The organism is Spirillospora sp. NPDC000708, from assembly GCF_040299565.1.
Taxonomy (GTDB): domain Bacteria; phylum Actinomycetota; class Actinomycetes; order Streptosporangiales; family Streptosporangiaceae; genus Spirillospora.
Window position 1 is genome coordinate 1 of record NZ_JBEPCJ010000082.1, and the last position, 20,633, is coordinate 20,633.

The following is a 20,633-nucleotide window of genomic DNA, read 5'->3' on the forward strand; positions in this document are numbered from 1 at the left end:
CCACCAGATACGACAAGCTCTCCGTCCGCTACCAGGCAATCCTTGAGGTCACCGCCATCAACGAATGGCTCCACCTACTTCGAAACACGCCCTAGGAACCGGATGGGCGCCCTGTCGACCGGTGGGGATGGCAGGACCTGGAGTGACCGACGCCTCTATTTGGCGGACGCCGCAGCACAGATCGGGGGCGCGGGCATGGTGACCAGGCTGTCTCGGTAACACTCTTGGGTTCAAATGATCAGTGCATCGCCATAAGTCGATCTTGCGGTGATGGAGGGTCGTGTGCGGAACTACGGGCTCTCGCCAGCTCAGCAGGATGAGATCTGGCGGCGATGACGCGCACGTGAGTCGTTCAACTCGATGGGACGCGTGCTGGGGGCGCCGATGCGTCACGTCCGCCGATACGCGCAGACCGGCGGCATCCGCCATCAGCCTCAGCGCCGCTCCGCCCAGCATCTGTCCTGCGCCGAGCGGGAAGAATCTCACGCGGGTTGGCGGCCGGAGAATCCGCCCGTTCGATAGCGCGCCGGCTGGGCCGGGCCGCCTCGACCATCTCACGCGAGATCGCGCGCAACGGCGGACGCGGTGCCTACCGTGCTGTCACCGCCGATCAGGCCCACATGAGCCGCTCCCAGGTCAGGTCGCTGTACAGCGGCGCCCGCCCAGCCCATCCTGCCGTTAACGCCACCGCGGTCTCCAGGGGCGACCACCAGCCCGGCGATCCGCCCGATGCCGGCCGACGATCTGCGGGTCGCCTTGCTGCCACCCAGCGGAACTCCCGCCACCATCAGCACGACCCCACCCACCAGGGTCGGCCCTGGCCGCCGCCGATGCCCACCACCTCGCACCTCACCCCATCCGGGCATCGTGGCCGTCGACCGAACCTCTACCAAGGCGACGACCACAACCGGACGCCCTCCAGTCCACCCCTCGACATATCCGCAATAGTCGATAACCATCTACGTTAAACAACCGAACACACCTGTCCGGTAGGTGACGAATCTCCATTCGATCAGCCTTGCAGCGTGGTCTCGTCGAGAATTTGGGAGTCATGGTGAAACAGGGTAGTCGTCGTCAATATCGCGATCACGTCATCGAAATTCGACCACGGGTCGAGGAATCCCGAACGACGCCGAACGACTCTGCTGGTCCTGCTCTCTCTGACACATCGCAAGCTCCTGTCGAACTGCTGATCGATGGGGAGCCCGTCAGCTACGGCACCCTCTTCGATGGAAGCCTCTACTTGCCCGAGAACGCTTATACACAGGGCGGAGATCTAGAAGAGTTGGCGGAGAAGCTGATCGACTATCGCGATCGGGCCAGGGCAGTGCGCGGCCGCGGCGAAGAGGGGGCATGAAATGGGCGTCCGACGGAACTTCCTCTCCCTCACCGGCGATCAGCGGCAGCGGTTCGTGTCCGCCTTGAAGAAACTGAAGAAAGATGGCGTGATCGACCGTTTCGCCGATCTCCACGAAAAGCACTTCAACATGAGCATCCACAAGAGCTCACACTTCCTTCCGTGGCACCGTGAGATGTTGCGCCGGTTCGAAAATGAACTACACAGGTACGAACCAGGGATCGATTTGCCCTACTGGGACTCCAGCGTTGAACGGAGCACAACGGGGTCCTTATGGAGCCAGGACTTCATGGGACAATTCGATGCCCTGTGGGGGCTGAATCGGGCCCTGGGGGCCAATGCGACACTGCCCTCCCAATCGACCGTGAACAACAACCGTGGCCGCGGCAGCTACGACGCCTTATGGCCCGAACTGGAGTTTGTGATCCACGACCCGCCGCACGTCTGGGTGGGCGGTCGGATGAACGCACCCGATTCCCCCCACGACCCGGTCTTCTACCTGCACCATGCGTGGATCGACCTCCTGTGGGCGTTATGGCAGGAGGCACATCCCAACGCGCCGTTCGTGGCCAGCACTGATGGCACCGGGCTCAACGACCCGCTCATGGAATGGTCGGACCGTACCCCGGCCAACGTCATCGACCATCACGTCCTCGGCTACGCCTACGACGTCGAGCCGGTACCGACCGGTAAACCCGTGACCGGTAATGACATGCTCAGCGACGAAGCGCTCACCCCTGGGGCAGCGATCACCTCGACCAACGGGCGCTACCGGTTCCTCTATCAAAGCGACGGCAACCTGGTCTTGTACGCGCCGTGGGGGCCGCTGTGGGCGAGCAACACCGCCGGCAAGGCGGTGGGCGTCTGCCTGATGCAGAGTGACGGCAATCTCGTCATCTACGGGCCTGGCGGCCTGTACGTATGGGACAGCGCCACCGACGGCAACCCCGGCGCCCGCCTCATCGCCCAAGACGACGGCAACGTCGTCATCTACCGCACCAACAACACAACCGCCTGGGAGACCGGCACGTGGCTGCCTGTCGGCCCCACACCCGGCGCCGACACCATGACCGCCGGACAAGTCCTCCTGCCCGGGCAGGGCATCCGCAGCACCAACGGGCGCTACCAACTGACCTACCAAGGCGACGGCAACCTCGTCCTCTACGGACCCGCCGGCGCGATGTGGGCCAGCAACACCGCCGACAGCCGCCCCGGCGCCTGCATCATGCAAGGCGACGGCAACCTCGTCATCTACGCACCCGGCGGCCAGTACATATGGGACAGCGCCACCGACGGCAACCCCGGCGCCCGCCTCATCGCCCAGAACGACGGCAACGTCGTCATCTACCGCAGCAACAACACACCCGCCTGGGACACCGGCACCTGGTAGCCGTGACCTTCCTTGAGGCCAACTAGTACGGCGGTCAGAGATCGTGATCTTTCTATCGGCGAGCCACGCTGTCTTGACGAGGAGCACGACGCCGCGGTGACGCAAGCGAACACCAGCGGCCGCCCGGCCTCCACTACCCGGAACTCGATCGTCTCCAGCAGCAGCTCGATGAACTGCTGCACCGTCCGGTACCGCTTGGCCAGCTCGGCTCGCCACGCCTCCGCCGCGTCATCGTCGGTCTCGGGCACGAAGGATGCGATCACCTCGACCGCCACCGTCAGCTTCTCGCGCGGCACCACCCGTTCGATCTCGTTCCACACCTTTGCCAACGAGATGAGCTGGTCTTCGGTCGGCTGCGGCGCGTTCATCACAATCTCCATCGCCGAGGCGACGTGCCGCGCCGCCGACCCCAGCTTCGGCAGCGTCCGCAGCTGCTCGGCCTCGCCTGCCCGCTCCGCCTTGGCCAGCAGGTTCGAGGTGATCAGCAGGTCCAGCACGTCCAGCGCGTCGTCGATCGACGCTGTCTCCAGGTGCCGGACCGTGGCCAGCAGCGTTGCCGCCTGCCGCACGGGCTCCAGGTCCCACGGCGTCGGCGCCTGGGCGCCATCCCGTACCGGGCCAGCGCCGCTGGCTTCACCGCCGGCAACCGACTCGGTCTCGCCCCTCCCCCAGCGATCTCGGGCAGGACCAAGACCGAGGTCCGTGACAAGCTCATCAAAGCGAACAGAGAGCTGGAGGCCGGGGTCAGGACTCCCGCGAACTACACGGTGGCCGGCGCGGTCGAGGACCGGCTGTCCAAGGGGCTCAAGATCTAAGGTGGGGGCAGGGGGCCGTCGAGCACGCGGTCGACGGCGCGTCTGGCGTCGACGATGCCGTGGCCATAGACGGGATTCGGCCATTGCCAGCCGGGGTCCGGCACATTGTGGCTTGCCGTTTCCTCGATGATCTGCTTTACCTGGCGGGGCGTCAGGTTGATGTTGCAGGAGTAGAGCAGGGCGGCGACGCCGCTGACGAAGGCGGCGGCCGGTGAGGTTCCGTCGACTTCGGCATACTGCGGTGAGCCGAAAGTCGCGTACAGGTTCAGCGTCTTTATGTGCGATCCCGGCGCACTGACGCTCATGTGATTGCCCGTGTTCTGCTTGAACCATTGATAGCCCGGCTGGGTCATCGCGCCGACGGCGATGACGCCGTCATAGGCGGCGGGATAACGCGGTGCGTTGGTCGCGTCATTTCCCATTGCGGCCACGACGGTGGTTTTTGCCTGCAGGGCGTAGTTCACCGCGTCCCTGAGATGCTTCAGGTCACCGATAAGGCTGTTCAGGCTCACATTCGCCACATGGGACCACTCGCCGGCCCACTGGATCGCCTTCGCCATCTCGTCGGTGTTGCATCCGGCTCCGGGCTGGCCGCCGGGAGTGTTCGTTCGGCACACGCACCGGGCCGTGAGGATCTTCCCGGCCCAGGTCACCCCAGCGATGCCGACACCGTTGTCGGTCACCGCGCCGATGATCCCCGCCATCATCGTCCCGTGCCCGTTCTCGTCCTGGGGGTCGTCGTCGGGTGAGGTGAAATCTCCGGTGCGCACCTCACCGGGCTTCACGGTCGGGTTCTCGCAGAAGTCCCATCCCTTGCCCAGCCGGGGCGCGAGATCGGGGTGGTTCTTGTCGGTGCCGCTGTCGACGACCGTGATCTTCACGGTGTCGGAGCCCTTCTGACGGTCCCAGGCGAGTGGAGCGTTGATGCGATCCAGTCCCCACTGGTCGCCGAACTGGGGATCGTTCGGGTTGACTTCCGGTTGGCCAAGGCCGACCGGCTCCACATTGGAAACGCCCGGGATCGCACCGAGCGCGGTCATCACCGCGTCCAGGTCGGTGTCTTCGGTGAGCCGGATCACGTAGGTCGCGTGCATGGCGTCCAGGAGCTCGGGGTCCACGTCATACGGCTCGATTTCTCCGTAGAGCCTGGTGATCGCCTGCACTGGCAGGAAGGCCAGGACGGCATCGATGATCTCGACACCGAAACCGGTGAACGTTCCTCCCGCGAGGGTGTCCGAAATCAGGGGCGAGACATAGGCATTCAGGTCTTGCGTCAACTCCACCACGATTTTGCCGGGGGCGTAGCCTTCAGCGGGCATGGTCCTCTCCTATGGATCGGATGGGTGCGCGGGGTTCGACAGAGGCATGGCACCATCTCCGGTGATCATGGGCAGGGTGGTGCCGTCGGGTGCCACGACGGCGAGCAGCCAGTGCGCGGCGGGTACCCGCGCGTCGAGGCCGTCCAGTCGCAGTTCCGGTCCCGGGCCGGTGACGGTCGCGAGGGACCGGCCGGGCGCGGTCGCGGTCAGCGTCCAAGGCCTGGCGCGCGGGTGCACGGTGGGAACCGGCACGATGAGGGCGGCCGTGCCGTCGCCGTTGTCGGTGAAGCCGGGCCTGATCATCACGGTGGGCCGTGGCGCGATCACGGTGAGCGTCGCCGACGGCGCGCTCCATGCGCTCGGTTGCGCGGCCGCTGCCGGGGACCAGGTGGGACGCACGACGCCGAAGTCCGGTGTCGCGGACGGGTTCCACGCCGGCTCGTCGGGCCAGGCCACCTCGCACACGTACGACAACGGGGTCCATGCCGGTGTCGCCTCGGACAACGCGTCGTCGAAGACGGCGGTCCACCGCCAGCCCGCGGCGCGATCGGCCGGATGGTCAGGGCGAAGGCCGATGGTCGTGAGGACCGGCCATGCCGACGGGTCGGCCCCCGCGGCGGATCTGCGGATGCGGGCGCGTACCTCGGTGTCCTTGGTGCCGCTCCGGCGGATGATCGGCGCGGGTGGTGCGTCGCCGGCCGGGCGGGTTCCGGGGTAGCTGACGGATACGGTCAGCGACACGGTGGCATCGTCGTCGGAATGGCGCGTGAGCGTCGGTGCGGGGGGCGTGTCACCGAGCGGGACGGCGACCACGAAAGCCCCGCACGCCTTCGACGGCGCTTCGAGGCCGGTGGCGGTCGTCGCCACCAGCTGCATCGCTTGCACAGCCTCAAGGCGACCGGGCAGCCGGCATCGCACCCGGAGGTCACCTCCCTGGGCTGTCACGGACGCGCCCGCCAGCTGTGCCATATGTGCCCGCGTCGCCGCGGCGTCGACGATGGTGCGCAGCCGGGCCGCCCGCGACCAGCGAGGCTCGTCGCGGGCGGGCGGCGGGGAGAGCAGTTGCTCGTCGGTGACGTAGAGCCGCCAGGTCACACCGGCCGGCGCGCCAGGTGGCAGTGGTGTCGTCAGGTCGAGTTCGGCGAAGCCATCGGGGCGGCGCTCTCCGCTGAACAGGACCACACCGGCGTGCGCCCGTGAGACGAACGGGCGCGGGTCGTGGGCCACGAAGGATGCCGTCCCCGTCGTCGTACGGCCGATCGCGTCGGCCGCCGTGACGGTGCACGTCACGGTGACCGAGCCCCCCGGCGTCGTCGGTGCGGCCGCCGTCTCGCCCGTCCACAGACCTGCGGCGTGAGGGGTGAGGACGACCGGCGACGCCGCACCGGTGAGCTCCGCCTCGACAGCGGTGATCGGCGGTGCCGCGGCGGGCGGCTCGGGGAGAGCGACCCGGATCGACAGGGTGCCCGGGACGGCCGGTGCGTCGCCGCCGGGTGAGGGATCGGCGGCGATGAGCTCAAGCGCGACCGCGGGTGCCCGCATGTCCGGCGGGTCGGGCGGATCGCTGGACGTGACGCCGAATTCCGACCATTGCCCCCACATGTCGGCGGCGGCGATCCGCCAGGTGGCGGGTTCTGGAGGGCAGTCGCCGTCGGTGACCGCGACCGCGTCGCGGGCGGTGCGCGGCGCGATGATCGGCTGGCGCCATGCTTCATCCGTGTTGACGAGTTCGTTCAGCGGTACGTCAGGATCGCGTCGCACGGCGAGGGGTCCCGCTCCGGCGCCGTGCACGTTCAATGTCGCCGTCCACGTCGTGTCGTCGTTGGACGTCCTGCGGTCGCCGGGCACGTCGGCCCAGGGGGCGGCGGGCGGGTCGGGCGGCGGTGCGGCGACGGCGATCGTCCACAGGCAGACCACCTCGTGGCCGGCCCGCATCAGCTCCGCGGCTCTCGATTTGAGGTCCTGACGTTCGTGGACGCGATAGAGCGACTCGGTCAGCGCCGGGGCCATCGGGTCGCTCTGCGCGTTGGTGGCGATCTTGAGGTGGCGTTCGTTCCGATCGCCGGGGTGGAGCGCGAACAGCGCCGCGACGGCGAAGCACTCGACGTACTCCGCGCCGGCCGAGGCTTCGACGGGCAGAGTCGTCGCGAAGCCCCACCAGCGTGCGCACGCCGGGTCGGCCGAGGCCGCCCAGAGCCCGACCGTCAGGTCGGCCTCGGCGGTCGCGCCCTGGTTGCCGGGCAGGGGACGGGTGAACCTCGCGGCCACCGGCGGTGTGCCCGTCGCGGGCGTGCTCCACGCGCGCGCGACGTCGGGCTCGAGAGCGGCGGCAGCCGCCTTCGCTCGTCCATAGGCATCGGCCGGCTGCAGCGCGTCGTAGGGCATCGGGGTGTCGGGCACGCCCGCGCCCACACGGTAGGCGGGGTCGGCCGAGGCGAACCGGCCGTCGATCCCGGACCACCATGCACCCTCTGGCAGTGGCGCCCCGATCGCATCGAGCGGCTCGCTGTCGAGCCACCCGGGATAGAAGACCTCACCGGTGTGGTCGTCGACGCGCAACCCGCTCACGTAGGCCGCGGGTACGACGTCGGCCGATCCGCCGTAGCGGAGCCCTGGAAGCGGCACCCGGGCGACGAACGCCCTGGGCCTGGTGCAGCGCTCGCTGGTCCGGCCGTCCGCGTCCAGGACGCTCAGTGGCCCGCCGGGTCCCCAGCCGCCGACGAACAGTGCGCGGTCGCCGGTACCCGTCGACCAGAAGTCACCGGCGCCGTTCAGTACCGGCCGTGTCCAGTTCGCCGTACCAGCACGCCATACCGTGAACGGACACACCGGGTATCCGATGAGCGGGGATGGGAATACCCGCAGATGCGTGCCGCGCCGCAGCCACGGGCTCGCGGCCTCGTCGGCCTCGTCGGCGACCAGGCACGACGCCCTGAGCAGCCCCGGGTTGACCCACGTCGGACGCGGTCCGGCGGTCACGGCCACACCTCCCAGGCAAGCGCGGGCACCGCGGTGGACGAGGGCACCGCGAGTGTCGCGGTGCGGCTCGCCGACCAGGTCTTCTTGGACGCGTTGTAGTGCTCGCGCCAGGTAAGGGTGAGCGGCCCGCCTCTTGTCGTCGAGGCCGCGACGAACAGCAGCGATGTCGCGGCGCTCTCCGCTCGGGTCTTGAAGCCCGTGAGCGTGATCTCACCGAGGCGGTCGCCGCGCGCAAGGGGCTCCATGGCCTCCAGGAGCACCGCGGCGACAACGTGGCCTCCCGCACCGTCAGGTGCCCACAGCACCGTCGTGCGGGCGGGCACGTCGAGCGGACCGAGTTCGGCGCCGGCCTCGCGCAGTGCCTGCCGTATGGCGCCGTCGCTGTCCTCGCCGGGGTCGGCCACCAACGTGCGCACGCCGACATGGCGGACGTCCGGCGCGGCTTGGTCGAAGCCGAGCACGCGGAACATCTCCTTGGGATCTCTCCAGCGACTCGTACGGAACGAGACCGGCGGCAGCATGCACTCGACGCGGTGCGGCAGCTTCGGCCGGCCGAGGGCGTCCTTGTCGCGGGGATCGATGAGCACCCCTACCTCATAGGCGGCGTCGGGCAGCAGAACCGCGTGGACCTGCGCGTCGGCGGCGTCGCGGGGCCAGGTGCAGCCGGGCTCCAGGCGTGCGACGCCGAGCCGGTCGACGGCCTCGAGGTGATCGAACTGCACCGACGGCACAAGATCGGGCGCGAAGGGCTGCCTGAGAAGCGCGTTGCCGTCCTCCGCCCAGCCTGGAGGAGGGTCGGTCCGGTCGACGACGATCGTCACTTCGTAACCGTAGACACCGGCCACCGACGTGATCGTGCGCGAGGAGAACGTGGCGATGATCGGGTCGTCGAGGAACCACGGGACATCGCCGCGCACCGTGTAGCCGGCAAGGTAGCGCCCGAGCATCGCCGGATGGAACGTCGTGATCGACTGGTACAGCACGTCGTCGGGCGGCCTGTCCGGCGCGTGCTCGGCGATCTTGAAGTGCCGCGCCGTGGTCCCGCCGACCGCCGGTCGCGGGTCGCCGTCCAGTGAGCCGCTCCAGCCGACGTCCAAGCGGTACGTCGTGCCTTCGGCGAACGGGCTCGGTGGCGGCTGCGTCGTGGCGCTCGCATGGGCGTCGGCATCGGCCGCCGCACCGGCGGAGTTGGCGTCCGCCGCGGCCCCGGCGGCGACGCTCGTCACGCCGCCGATGGCGACGATGCCGAGCGCAGGCTGCGTGATCTCCTTGCGGGGGGCCAAGTGGGCGTGCCGGATCCTCACGACGTCGACTGCCTCGTCCTCCCGCCACTCCAGGACGGCCACCGATCCGCCGACGCTCGCCCGCTGCTCGTGGGCGAGCGACCACGGCACCGGGCCGCTCGGCGTATCACTCCAGACTTCGACGCCGGTGAACCCGCGCTCCGACCAGAGCACCAGCATCGGGGGCGGCCCGACGCGGACGGCCGGCTCCAGCGGCGGTTCGGTGACCACCGTCGTGACCGCTCGCCAGCCGAGTTCTCTGGTGAGGACGGCGACGATGTCGGCGAGCGGCAGCACTCCGGGGAAGTCGGGCAGCCCGTCGACGCGGACCGGGTCGACGGACGGTGGCCCGCCGATGACGAGCGCCGACGCGGGTGGCAGCAGCCCCGCGAAGGCGCGCACGGCGGGCACCTCGTCCAGCGGTTCGATCGCGGGAACGGACGTCGTCACCCTCGCGTGGACCGCGGAGACGGTGGCCGGTGCGGGCCGGGCGTCCAATGGCGGCAGACTCCAGCTCTGGCCGCTCGCCGTGGCGCGGCCGCCGACCGCCCAGCCGCCTGCCGGTGCCCAGGCGCGACGGCACCCTCGCTCGTGCGCGTCGACAGGGTTCGCCGGGTCCCCCGTCCCGCCGTCGAGGAGGCTGAGCGACCACAGCGCGGCGTTCTTGGTGAACAGGGCGAGCACGCGGCTGCTCGCCGGTGTCGTCGGCGCCAGCGTGGGGGGCAGCTGCCAGCGAGCGGGCAGTGGACCTGCGAGCGGCGTCGGGCCGCCGCCGCTGACGCGGTGGAGCCCGAGCCCGGTAAGTGACCAGCGTGCGGGGTAGCTCGGGGAGCCGATCGTCCCGTCCGCGGCGGCCACGGTGCCGGGGCCCTTGGTCGCCGAACTCTGGTCGAGGGCGGCATGGAACGGGTCGGACGCGGGACCGAGATACTTCGGACCCGGCGCGAAGCCGAGCAGCACGGTGCCGTCCGGCCACATCACGGGCGCGCTCGCGGCGTCGGCGGTGAGCGCGCCCGATCCGGCGCCCGCGACGCCGCTTCGGTCGGCCACCGTCGCCGACACGAGCGGGTCCGCGGGCATGTCGAGCTCGCGCCGCTGCTCGGCACCGAAGCCGATATGCACACAGCCGCTGATCTCGAAGAACCACAGGTCGATGGAGCCGCACGCCTCAAGCTCCGCGTATCTGGTGCCGCCCGGGCCCAGCTGCAGTTTCAGGACGGCGTCCAGGCCGAGGCTGAACGGCCCAAGGTGCAGCGCCCCGCGCGCGGTCGCCCGCCCGGCGACGAACAGCGGCCGGGTGCCGACGGCGACGACCGCGCCGACGGAGATACCGGCCCACACAGGCGGGAAACCGTACTTGGCGGAGAACGAGAAGCCGGCCGCGGCGGCGAAGCCGCTCGCCGGCGACTGCGGCACGTCGAGTGGCGGGTCGAACCCGTCGCCGTGGAGCATGAGGAACGCTTCGGCACCGACTCCGAACACCTCGGGCAGGACCGTGGCCCGGATGGGCCCGCCCCCGCCCCGCCTGCCGTCGGTTCCGATATGGACGAACCAGCCGGCCGGATTCGGAACCGGGTAGCGAGCCTCAGCGGGGACCTGTATCTCCAGCAGCGCCCAGTCCGCCCCCGGCGGGAACCGGTACTCGCCCGTAACGCCCGCGTACAGCTCACGAGCCGGGTCGACGACGAGCAGTCCGAGCAGGCTCACCCCCGCCTCGGTGTCCGGTGTCTCCATCACGCCGGCACGCCCGCCCAGCAGCCGCGCGGCGAGCGCCACGTTGATCGCGACGTCGGGAACCCGTACGACGACCCGGCCGAGTGCCGAGAACGCGAACCCGAGATCGGGCAACGTCCCGATCGCCACCGCCGCCCCGAACATCTGGGAGCCGAGAGCCGCCGACGTGTTCGCCCGGTCCGGACGCCACGCGAGCCGCTTCCTGAGGTCGCCTTCGACCCGGGCGTTCCGGTTGAGACCGAGGATCGCCTGGATTCCGAACAGCCCGAGACCGCTGTTGGCCAGCGGCAACGGGGCCGGGAGATCGACCGCGAGGTCGGCGAGCATCGACCGGAACTCGTGCCTGCCGTCGTTCGCCTTCTCGACGGTCAGTCCCGCACTCGCCGCGAGGTTGAGCGGCGTGATGCCGACGCGCAACGCGGCGGCGAACCCGCCGGACGCGTCGAAAGCGAGCCGGCCCTCACCCGATACCAGGCCCGGCACGTCGACGCGGAGGGAGAACCCTTGCAGCGACACCCTGACACCGTGATCGAGGGTGACGCGCAGCACCGCGCCCGCGGCCCTGACCGGGCCGGCTTCGAACGCGACACGCAGATCCAGCTCGAAGAACGAGGAGCCGTGGCCCGAGCGCACACCCGCGACCTGCAGTACCCCGGCCGGCCGCGTCACCTCCCACCGCCCGGCGTCCGACACGTCGATGGACGAGCCCGCGAAGCTCAGTGTCGGCATCGCCGAGCCGTACTCCAGCGTGGCGTTGCGGACGGCGACACGCATCGCTGACGCCGTGGCGGCCTTCAAGATCCCGGCGTCGATCGCGCATGACAGGTCCGCCTCATAATCCACCTGGGCCCGATGTGGAGTGGCGAGGTCGAAGCGGACGGCGGTGACCCGGGCACTGCCGGTGCCACCGAGCGCCGTTCCGAGCAGTGCCGCGGTCGCCATGAGCGGCGCAAGCTCGGCCGCGTCCGGCGGATAGGGCGCCGCCGCCGTGTCGCCCGCTGTCGCGGTGGCGAGCACCGCGAGCGCGGCGATCCGCTCGTCGTGACTCGACAGGACGCCATCGTCACCCGACTCGATCGCGATCGTCGCGCCGTACCCGCCCGGGCCGCGCACCAGCCTTGTCCGGACCATCGAGGCGCCGGCGTCGACAACGGCACCCGAGATCCCGCTCGCATCCGGCGGCGAGAACGGGACCGCGATGTCGATCGACGTGGGGAACGGGTCGTGTGCCTGGGACCAGCCGAGCGCGAAGGCGGCCGGCCCGGCCTGCCCGCGCGCGCTGCCGCCGAAGCCCTCGTGATCGGCGTACGCGGTGAACGGGATGTCCAAAGTGCCCGACGAAGGGATGCCGTCCACCTGCAGTGTCCCCCTCACCTCGAGCGAGAGGGCGTCGTCACTGACGTTGATCATCACTGCGGCGATCGTTAGAGCGACCGATACCGGCCCTGGAAGCGCCAAATGTGCCGGGCTCGCCTGGAATTCGATAGGCCCGGGCGCCGACCAGCGGATGCCGGCGGTACTGATGTCAAGGGTGAGGGTGGGACCGTTCACTGCGGTGAGCGTGACCGCGTTACCGGCGAGCGCCGCCGATGACTCGGCGCCCTGGAGCGGTATGGCAAGGCGTGCGTTCATCGCGCCGCCCGTGACGGTCACCCCGTGGACCCGGCCCGACACCGGCCCCACCGCCACGTCAACGTCGAACGGCGCGGGCGGCACGATGCCGGCCGCAGTCGACAACGCCCCGAGGATCCCAGCATCGCCGACCGGCAGACCTACCAGCAGACCAGCCGTCCGCAGCGCGTCGACCAGCGACCTCATCGCTCGGCCGCGATCTGACGTGATTCCCCGCCACGCTCTGGCCGCCGACGGAACTCAACGGCCATTTCCCGGACGTCCAGTACGGATACGAGCGACTCGAGCGATACAACACCCATGGCTCCGGCCCTTCCGGCGTCCCCAACGCCGCGGTCAAAGCCTACGGACGACATGTACCCTCAGCTCAGATCCGACCACCTTCGGTCACTGCCGACCTCAGGCTTGCAGAAATCGCATCCGTGTGGACTCTGCCGGCAGATACGGGAAGCGCGATCTTCGAATATTCGGCAACCGCCCTGGGCGCGATTCCCTCTCGATCTTGGACCTTTGACAGGGAAATGCCCCCGGCATGAGCCAGGGGCGCCGCGTTCTCTCGGGCCAGTTCGCGTCTTTGAGGCAGGTCGCCTGAAGAAGGAGCCAGGCACCTCATGGTCGAGGTGCCGCCTCCGAGCCGATAATCGCCAATGATCAGAATACGAGTGGCTGGCGATTGGGTCGGGTAACGGTCTGATCTTTGGGGCGGGCACGTGAATCTATGGCTGGAATGTCGAGGCGCGGCGCTGGAGCGCAAGTACGACCGGCCAGGCGTTGAAGACGGCCTCGGAGCGGTCACGGTTTTCGTGCAGGTCCCAGTACACGGGGGGGCGATCTGCTCGGGCGTGGCGGTCGGGCTGCCTTCCGGGCCGTCCACGACGCCCTCGCCGATCCAGACGTTGATCGCCACGTGCCCGGCGTACACGCCGGTGCCGGCCAGTTCCTTGTTCAGGTTGATCACCCAGTTGCGCAGAGCTGCTTGGACCGCGTTGGCGTTGCCGAGCATCGGCAGCGGGTCCACCGACCCACCGCCGGTGGTCGCTCCAGAGCGAACTTCCGCCTATGCAGCCGCTCCCACACAGCCGCCCGGTGCACTCGGCCAGGCAGGAACTCCCGCACCCCGACGTGCGCGTCATGCTGCCGGACGGCGTCCCGGATGTGCCCGAGCATCCGCAAGCACGGCGCCGTGGCGCCCGTCGTGGTCGCCGCCCGCCCGGTCGCCATCACCGGCGACGTGTCCCCGAAAGAGGCAGGTATCCCCGAACCGCGCCGTGTGGACTTCGGCGACGACGACGCGAACCGATCCGATCGCGCGGTTACTGGTCGTGGAACTGGACGATGTCCAGGTGCTTCCCACCGCAGACAAATCCCTGGCGATGACCCCGCTGTCGCTCGCGCGCGGGTTCGTCGCAATCATCGACGGCGTCACCATGCAGTACCTGGCCGACCGCGGACACCGTCGCCCAGCGCGAGACCTTTGCACAGCTCATCGACGGGCTGCTGACCAGCGCGGGCTCCTACACGCCATCGCCACATCCGCCGGCCGGGGTTCACCTGGCGTGGCGGATGTGGCGACGTCGTCGGCGGCGGGCGAGTCCGTTCGCTGAGTGGTTACAGGACGGCGGTGAGCAGGCTTACGGCGGACTCCTGGCGGGCGATGTCGGCCTGGTCGAAGGGGCCCGTCCAGCGCAGGCCGTACTGGTCTGCGTTGTTCCGGTCGTAGGTGAAGGCGGAGCGGGCCTGGGTCGTCAGGTAGTTCCGGTACGGGTGGCCGGGGAGCGCGCGGTCGAGTTCGGCGAGGTTCCGCGCGAAGATGCCCTTGAACGCCGCCTGGTCGGAGTTGCACGTGGCGGCGGCCTCGCAGGGTTCGGTGAGGATGCCGCGCGGTGACAGGCCCGGGTCGGTGGTCACGGCGTCGGCGATCCGCCGGGCGGTGGCGAGCAGGGACAGGTCGCCGGTGGCGCGGTGCAGCTCCGTCAGGCCGCCCAGGATCACGCCCTGGTTGTACGTCCAGGTGGTGCCGCCGTTGTTGCCGCAGTTTCCGCTCTGTGTCGCCAGGCCGTCGTTGACCAGGTGGGATCCGTTGATCATCCCGCTGCGGGCGAACCAGCGCCAGGTCTGGCGCGCGTGGGCGAGGTACTTGGTGTCGCCCGGGATCCGGTTGTGCAGGGAGGCGGCCAGTTTCAGGTAGAGCTCGTTGCTGATGGCGTTCTTGTAGGTCTTCCCGGGCAGGTCCCACCAGATGCCGCCGCCGCAGGTGTCGTCCCAGTACTGGCGCATGTACGCCTCGTCGGTCTCGGCGATCTTCAGGTACTTGGTGTCGCGGGTGAGGTCGTACATGCGGACCATCGCCAGCGCCCACCAGCCGGTGTCGTCGGTGGAGTCCGCGCGGAACTCGCCGCCGCCCTGCGGCCACCAGGGCAGCGGCTTGCGCTGGAGCTCGATGGTGTTCTTCACCTGGGGCAGGTAGCGGGTCGAGCGGGTCCGCGCCATGTAGTCGAGGAGCGCCTGGAGCGCGTTGCCCGACTGCCACCAGGGGCTCTCGGGCTGCCAGCGTCCGCTCGCCTGGTCGTAGAACCCCATCATCGCGTCGACGGCCGATGTGGCACGGGCCCGCGCGGTCCTGTCCTCGCCCGCGTCCGCGCTTGCGGCGGACGTGCCCACGGCGATCGCCAGCACGGCACCCGCTACGAGGGAGACCAGACCCTTTCCCGTACGTCGCTTCAGTCCGGTCATCGCGCACCCTCCATGGCAACGAGGCGTCCCAGCCCATGGCCTCCGCCTGGGCTGGCAGTGCGCTGAATTGTGCCCCGAGTGGGACGAGACGCGCAAGAGTCGGCAGAATCGTTCACACATGTGAGCACTCTTGCTTGAAATTGTCGGCGACGTCGGTTGGTTCGCCGCGACGGCGGGCAGGTGGGGAGCGCGCATCGGCTCGTGCGCCCACGAGAGCCGACGCGCAGGAGCGTGATGGAGAATGTCTGGTGGTGATCGGTCTTGCGCGAGTACGGTCGACGCATGCTCCGGGACCGACGCCACGAGCTGATCCTCCGCGTCCTGCGCTCCGAAGGACCGGTGACGGTGGAGACGCTGGCCGAGCGCTTGGCGGCGAGCCTCGCCACCATACGCCGCGATCTGCAAAAACTCGACGAGGAGGGCCTGCTCAAACGGGTGCACGGCGGTGCGATGCCGGTCGAGGGCCATGACGACCCCTTCACGGACGTCGCCGAGGTCCGGCCCGCCGAGAAGGACGCCGTGGCGCTGCGCTGCGCCGAGCTGATCCAGGACGGCGAGACCGTGCTGCTCGACATCGGCACGACCGCGCACATGGTGGCGCGGCACCTGCGGGGCCGGGCGCTGACGGTCGTCACCAGCAGCCTCCCGGTGGTCGAGACGCTGGCCGACGACCAGCACGTCCAACTCGTCGTTCTCGGCGGCATGCTGCGCCGTGACTACCGGTCGCTGGTGGGCTACCTGACGGAGGACAACCTGCGGCAGATCCACGCGGACCGGCTCGTCCTCGGCACCAGCGGGATACGGCCGACCGGAACCGTCATGGACACGACGGTGGTCGAGGTGCCGGTCAAACGAGCCATGATCGCGGCCAGCGGGCAGGTGGTCCTCGTCGCCGACGCCGGCAAGTTCCCGGGCACCGGCATGGCGAAGGTCTGCGATGCCGCCGACCTGGACGTGGTCATCACGAACGCCCCGGTCGATCCGGACACGGGGGCGGCCCTCGCGGACGCCGGAGTGCAGGTGCTGGAAGTGTGAGGTGCTCGGCGTCCGCTGAACCGCTGCGGCTGTTCGGACGTCGCTTTCTGGGAGCCGCACCGGGCGGTCGTCGGTGAGGGACTGTTGTGCCGCGGTCACCGCGATGAGGGCGTGGAGCGCGTCTTGGCCCGAGCAGGGGCTGGGGCCGTTGCTCTGTACGGCGCGCAGAAAGCCGTGGATCCCCGCTCGGTAGGCAGGGGCGAAGCGTTCCACGAACGTCGGCCAGGGGGCCAGGAGGCCAGGAGGCCAGGAGGGAAGGTGCCCCCGGTTCGGCCGAGGTGAGCGGGACGCGGTCGTCCAGCCCGACGGCCAGGATCGCTCGGGTGCCGGCCAGTTCCAGTCGAAGGCCGACGCCGTCGCAGTGGCCGATCCCAAGGGGCACCTGATCAAGGACACGCCCGGGGCGGCCATCGACCGGTTCCGGCGCGTGCGGGCGCAGCGCGAGGCGGGTGTGCGCGCGGGCGCGGCGCGCCGATCCCCTATCTCGCCGTCACCCGCGCCGTCCTCCGTCCCCTTCCCGGAAGACCCTTACGAGAACTGACGGCAGCGAGCCGTAGCCCGCGGTGGTCGCGGCGTCCCCGCCCGGTCACTCGATCACTCGTAGGGGTTGCGAGGTTTCTTGATCTTCCGCAGCGACCGGCCGCGCAGTTCCTGGACGACCGTGGTGGCGCGTCCGGCCGCCGGCGGCTTCCACACGCCCTCGACCTGGACCCAGGTGTCGGCCGGTGGCCGGGGCAGACCGCGGACGGTCACGGGGAACGGGATGGCGTCGCCCGCGCAGCAGGCGATCTTGAGGCGGACGATCCGCCAGCCGCCCTCTCCCTTGAGGGCGGGGGCGACGAACCCGGTCAGCCGCACGGGGACGCCCTGGAAGGTCGCGGGGTCGCCGGTCTGCGCCTGGAATCCGCGGCCGATGAACTCGCCCATGCTCATCGGGACCGGCGCGCCGGTCCGGGGCAAGGGGCGGAATCCCCCGGACGGCTCGGCCGGTGGCGGGACCGCGCGTCCGGCGTCCCGCGAGGCGGTGAACGAGCCGAGTGCCGGAGGCGCGATCAGGGAGAGCGCCAGGACCGGCAGGCACAGCAGCCACGCCACCCGCGGCCCGCGCGAATGGTCGTGGCCGTGGTCGGCACCGTGGTCCGCTCCGGCGTCCGCGCCGTGCGGGTGCACGGTGTCGGCGTGCCGGTCCGCGGAGGCGTCGTGCCACTCGCGACGGAGACCGGCGGCGCCCAAAGCCAGCAATGCGACGGCGGCGGGCGCCAGCAGGTACCGGAAGCCGGGCCGGACATAGTTGACGTACTCGCCGCTGCCCAGCGTCATCCACAGCACCGCGGCGCCGATGAGCACCAGCAACAGGTTCTGCGCGGCCCTGCTCACAGCATGCCTCCCAGCAGAGCGCTGACCACGACCGCGAGCACGAACGTCAGCGGGATGAACCGGGCGGCGAACCGGCGGCCGAAGAATCCGGACTGCAGGGCGATCAGTTTCAGGTCGACCATCGGACCCACGACCAGGAACGCCAGCCGCGCCGTGGTGGAGAACTGCGGCAGGCTGGCGGCGACGAAGGCGTCGGCCTCGGAACAGATGGACATCAGCACCGCCAGCAGCGCCAGCAGCAGCACCGATGCCACGGGGATCCCGGCGACCGCGGTGACCCGGTCGGCGGGCACCACCACGTTGATGGTGGCGGCGGCAGCGGCACCGATCACCAGGAAGCCGCCGGCGTGCATGATGTCGTGCCGCATGGCCTGGCGGAACTGCTCCACCCGCCCGGCCGCCCCCGCGGCCTGGGGGCGGGACGGGATCCTGAGCCACTCCCCTTTGCCCACCAGCAGCCACGTCCATCCGGCCAGCACCGCCACCAGCAGCGACGCGGCGAACCGTCCGACGACCATCTCCGGGTTCGCCGGGAACGCGACGGCGGTGGCGACCAGCACGACCGGGTTGATCGCCGGCGCCGCGAGGAGGAAGGTCAGCGCGGCGGCGGGCGCCACACCGCGAGACATCAGCCCGCCTGCGACCGGCACCGACGCGCATTCGCATCCCGGCAGCACCGCGCCCATCGCGCCCGCGACCGGCACCGCGGCCCCGGCGTTGCGCGGCAGCACGCGCCGCCACACCGCCGGCGGGACGAACGCCGTGATCGCCGCCGAGAGAGCGACTCCGAACACGAGGAACGGGAACGCCTGCACGCACACCGCGACGAAGATGGTCGTCCACGCGTCCACAGCGGCCGCGCCGACGCGCGGTGCCACCCAGATCCGGCCGGCGACCAGGGCGACCGCCAGCAGGCCGAAGGTCCAGGCGGCCCGGGTCCCCGATGAGGCCGGCCCGCGGCGCCCCCACTCGGCGGGCGGCAGCAGGTCGTCCTCGGCCTCCTGGAGGCCGACACCCTCGATCATGCCGGACATCGTGCCAGAGGCCGCACGCCGCGGACCGCGGTACTCGCGGCCATCCGGTGACCACCGCTTCGGGCAGCGGTCACCTCACCGCGGGATCAGGTTCCGAGCCGCCTGGGTCACCCATCGCCGAGGCCGCCGGAGTGAACAAGGAACGGATGCCGGTGACCAGAGCGCGCCGGGCGGTCGCCCGGCCCCGCCGTGGCACGGTGCGGCACCAGCCCCGCGGGGCGCCGGGCCAGGGACGGTCAGCCCTTACCGAAGACCGCGGCGGGGAAGGCGCCCGCCGCCCGGAGGGAAGCGGTGAAGGCGCCGGCCAGCTCGGTGAGGCGGGCGGTGGCGGCCGGGCCGAGGTGGTCGTAGGGGGCGGCGTCGAGGCGGTCGGTGAGCGCCTCGACCTCGCCGCGCAGGGCCGCGCCCGCCCCGGTGAGGTCTCCCGCCTCGTCCAGGAGGCCGCGCTCGCGCAACCGGCCGCCGGCGGCCGCCCACTCCTCCGCGGACCAGCCGCGGGTCTGCATGAACACCGCCGAGGTCGGCGCCCTGCCGGTGGCGTTGTGCAGGACCAGCGCCTCGAGTCCGGGCAGGTCGGCGACCATCAAGGCGGCGAGGTGGCCGTCGCCGCGGTGCTCGCGCAGCAGCGTCGCTGCGTGCCACAGGGCCAGGTGCGGTTCGTCGGGCACGGGGAGGTCGGCGTTCGCCGAGTACAGCGGCCGCGCCTCCCGGCGGCCGGCCTTGGCGGCGCGCAGCGCCAGCTCGGCCGCCTCGGCCATCTCCTTCGAGGCCAGAGCCTCGGCCCCGAGGAGGCGCCGCAGCGTTCGATCCGCGACGCGCAGCCGGGCCTCCAGCACCGCCTCGGGCGTGGCGATGCGCCACGCGGCCGGGATGTACCGCCGCACATGCTCGTGGTCGAAGTTGTAGAACGTGGCCGTGACGGTTCCCGCGTCGACCATCCCGAGGGGGGCCGCGCGGCCCGCGTAGTAGACCATGGGGCCGCGCTCCAGCCCGAGCGCCGCGAGTTCGTCCTGCTGTTCCGGAGCGAAGTAGACGCAGGAGTGCAGGGGGGCGACGGCGTCATGGCAGCGGCGTCCTGCGGTCGGCTCGAGCGAGTGCGCGCGGCCGGACCCTCCAGTGCCCGTGGACATGGGCACTGGACGGGCCGAATCGGTGAAGAGCATCAGGCTTCCTTCTCTGAGCGGCCGGTCAGCCCGGCCGCGGTGAGGGTGAGGTGCCGGGTCAGGACCTCGGCGGCGGTGTCGGCGTCGCGGGCCAGCGCCGTCTCCTCCAGGCGGCGGTGCTCGGCGACGGCGTCACGGTCGGGGGCGCGGAGCGCCGAGAGGCGGCGGGCCAGCTCGCTGGCGGTCCACAGCCGGTCGAACGTCTCCAGCAGGACGGGGTTGCCGCACCCCTCCAGCAGGGTGCGGTGGAAGACCCGATGGGCTTCGGCCCAAGCGTCGCTGTAGTACTCACCCTCCTGCGGGACGTGCGTGGGGGTGCGGGCGAGACGGTGGTGGGCGGCTCGCACGCGGGCCTCCCAGTCGACGTCCCCGCGCTCGATGGACATGCGCAGCATGACCGGCTCGATCGTCCGGCGGGCCTCCGCGATCTCCTGCCAGCGGCGGTCGGAGACCGCCGGGACGGCGAAGCCCCGGTTGGGCAGCCGCTCGGCGAGGCCCTCACCGACCAGCCGCACGAGCGCCTCGCGCACGACGGCCAGGCTCACACCCTGCCGCTTGGCCAGGTCCTGCGGTTTGAGGGCGGTGCCGGCGGCGTGCTCCCCGTGCATGATCGCGTCCCGCAACCGGGCGTGGACCTGCTCGGAGAGCATCTGTTTCCCCGACGAGGCCGAGGAGTGGATCGTCTGACTCATGGCGCCATCATAGATGATCCGCGAGATAATCGATTATTGCGACGCCGCGTCGACCAGCGCCGTTCCCGGGGTTGCCCTGGGGGTCGCAGG

At 70.6% G+C, this 20,633-nt stretch carries 15 protein-coding genes and 1 pseudogene; 6 read left to right on the plus strand and 10 right to left on the minus strand.

The window, feature by feature from the left end; genetic code table 11:
* Nucleotides 1-282 precede the first annotated feature (282 nt).
* The 3 genes and pseudogenes from ABT299_RS39890 to ABT299_RS39900 all read left to right on the plus strand — a co-directional run.
* Nucleotides 283-620: pseudogene (locus ABT299_RS39890) on the plus strand (helix-turn-helix domain-containing protein); the annotation flags it as partial.
* A gap of 431 nt (nt 621-1,051) precedes the next feature.
* Entirely contained in the window at nt 1,052-1,357 is a 306-nt protein-coding gene (locus ABT299_RS39895) for a hypothetical protein (RefSeq protein WP_500253920.1), read from the plus strand.
* A 1-nt stretch (nt 1,358) separates the two neighbouring features.
* The gene (locus tag ABT299_RS39900) at nt 1,359-2,747 is read left to right on the plus strand and encodes a tyrosinase family protein (protein ID WP_500253921.1); all 1,389 of its coding nucleotides are present in this window, start codon (nt 1,359-1,361) and stop codon (nt 2,745-2,747) included.
* Here the strand turns inward: ABT299_RS39900 and ABT299_RS39905 are convergent.
* The 5 genes from ABT299_RS39905 to ABT299_RS39925 form a co-directional block, all read right to left on the minus strand.
* Nucleotides 2,702-3,316, minus strand: coding sequence for a hypothetical protein (locus ABT299_RS39905; protein ID WP_500253922.1), 615 nt, complete (start codon nt 3,314-3,316; stop codon nt 2,702-2,704). The genes ABT299_RS39900 and ABT299_RS39905 overlap by 46 nt on opposite strands.
* A 242-nt stretch (nt 3,317-3,558) precedes the next feature.
* The gene (locus tag ABT299_RS39910) at nt 3,559-4,881 is read right to left on the minus strand and encodes a S8 family serine peptidase (protein ID WP_387025023.1); all 1,323 of its coding nucleotides are present in this window, start codon (nt 4,879-4,881) and stop codon (nt 3,559-3,561) included.
* 9 nt (nt 4,882-4,890) lie between these two features.
* Nucleotides 4,891-7,860, minus strand: a complete 2,970-nt coding sequence (locus tag ABT299_RS39915) for a hypothetical protein (RefSeq protein ID WP_500253923.1) — start codon at nt 7,858-7,860, stop codon at nt 4,891-4,893.
* On the minus strand, nt 7,857-12,695 hold the full coding sequence (locus ABT299_RS39920) for a hypothetical protein (protein WP_500253924.1): 4,839 nt from the start codon (nt 12,693-12,695) through the stop codon (nt 7,857-7,859). The genes ABT299_RS39915 and ABT299_RS39920 overlap by 4 nt, the downstream gene beginning before the upstream one ends.
* 181 nt (nt 12,696-12,876) lie before the next feature.
* The gene (locus ABT299_RS39925) at nt 12,877-13,527 is read right to left on the minus strand and encodes a hypothetical protein (RefSeq protein WP_500253925.1); all 651 of its coding nucleotides are present in this window, start codon (nt 13,525-13,527) and stop codon (nt 12,877-12,879) included.
* Between the two features lie 304 nt (nt 13,528-13,831).
* Here ABT299_RS39925 and ABT299_RS39930 point away from each other — a divergent pair, with 304 nt between their 5' ends.
* A complete protein-coding gene (locus ABT299_RS39930; protein ID WP_500253926.1) occupies nt 13,832-14,113 on the plus strand; it encodes a hypothetical protein in 282 nt (93 codons plus the stop codon).
* Nucleotides 14,114-14,117: 4 nt separating this feature from the next.
* On the opposite strand, the gene ABT299_RS39935 is transcribed toward ABT299_RS39930, so the two are convergent.
* The gene (locus ABT299_RS39935; protein WP_500253927.1) at nt 14,118-15,242 is read right to left on the minus strand and encodes a glycoside hydrolase family 76 protein; all 1,125 of its coding nucleotides are present in this window, start codon (nt 15,240-15,242) and stop codon (nt 14,118-14,120) included.
* Nucleotides 15,243-15,524: 282 nt separating this feature from the next.
* Here ABT299_RS39935 and ABT299_RS39940 point away from each other — a divergent pair, with 282 nt between their 5' ends.
* Nucleotides 15,525-16,277: a DeoR/GlpR family DNA-binding transcription regulator gene (locus ABT299_RS39940; RefSeq protein ID WP_190857086.1), complete on the plus strand. Its 753-nt coding sequence runs from the start codon at nt 15,525-15,527 to the stop codon at nt 16,275-16,277.
* 361 nt (nt 16,278-16,638) lie between these two features.
* On the plus strand, nt 16,639-16,818 hold the full coding sequence (locus tag ABT299_RS39945; protein ID WP_500253928.1) for a hypothetical protein: 180 nt from the start codon (nt 16,639-16,641) through the stop codon (nt 16,816-16,818).
* 53 nt (nt 16,819-16,871) lie between these two features.
* Here ABT299_RS39945 and ABT299_RS39950 read toward each other — a convergent pair whose 3' ends face one another.
* The 4 genes from ABT299_RS39950 to ABT299_RS39965 all read right to left on the minus strand — a co-directional run bounded on the left by ABT299_RS39950 (nt 16,872) and on the right by ABT299_RS39965 (nt 20,543).
* The gene (locus ABT299_RS39950; protein WP_500253929.1) at nt 16,872-17,654 is read right to left on the minus strand and encodes a TIGR03943 family putative permease subunit; all 783 of its coding nucleotides are present in this window, start codon (nt 17,652-17,654) and stop codon (nt 16,872-16,874) included.
* Complete coding sequence (locus ABT299_RS39955) at nt 17,651-18,679, minus strand: permease (protein ID WP_500253930.1); 1,029 nt, start codon at nt 18,677-18,679, stop codon at nt 17,651-17,653. Before ABT299_RS39955 ends, ABT299_RS39950 begins: the two co-directional genes overlap by 4 nt.
* A gap of 245 nt (nt 18,680-18,924) precedes the next feature.
* Nucleotides 18,925-19,851 (minus strand): SCO6745 family protein, encoded by a 927-nt coding sequence (locus ABT299_RS39960; protein WP_387025007.1) that lies wholly within the window; start codon nt 19,849-19,851, stop codon nt 18,925-18,927.
* Nucleotides 19,851-20,543 (minus strand): GntR family transcriptional regulator, encoded by a 693-nt coding sequence (locus ABT299_RS39965; protein ID WP_387025005.1) that lies wholly within the window; start codon nt 20,541-20,543, stop codon nt 19,851-19,853. The genes ABT299_RS39960 and ABT299_RS39965 overlap by 1 nt, the downstream gene beginning before the upstream one ends.
* Nucleotides 20,544-20,633: the final 90 nt, after the last annotated feature.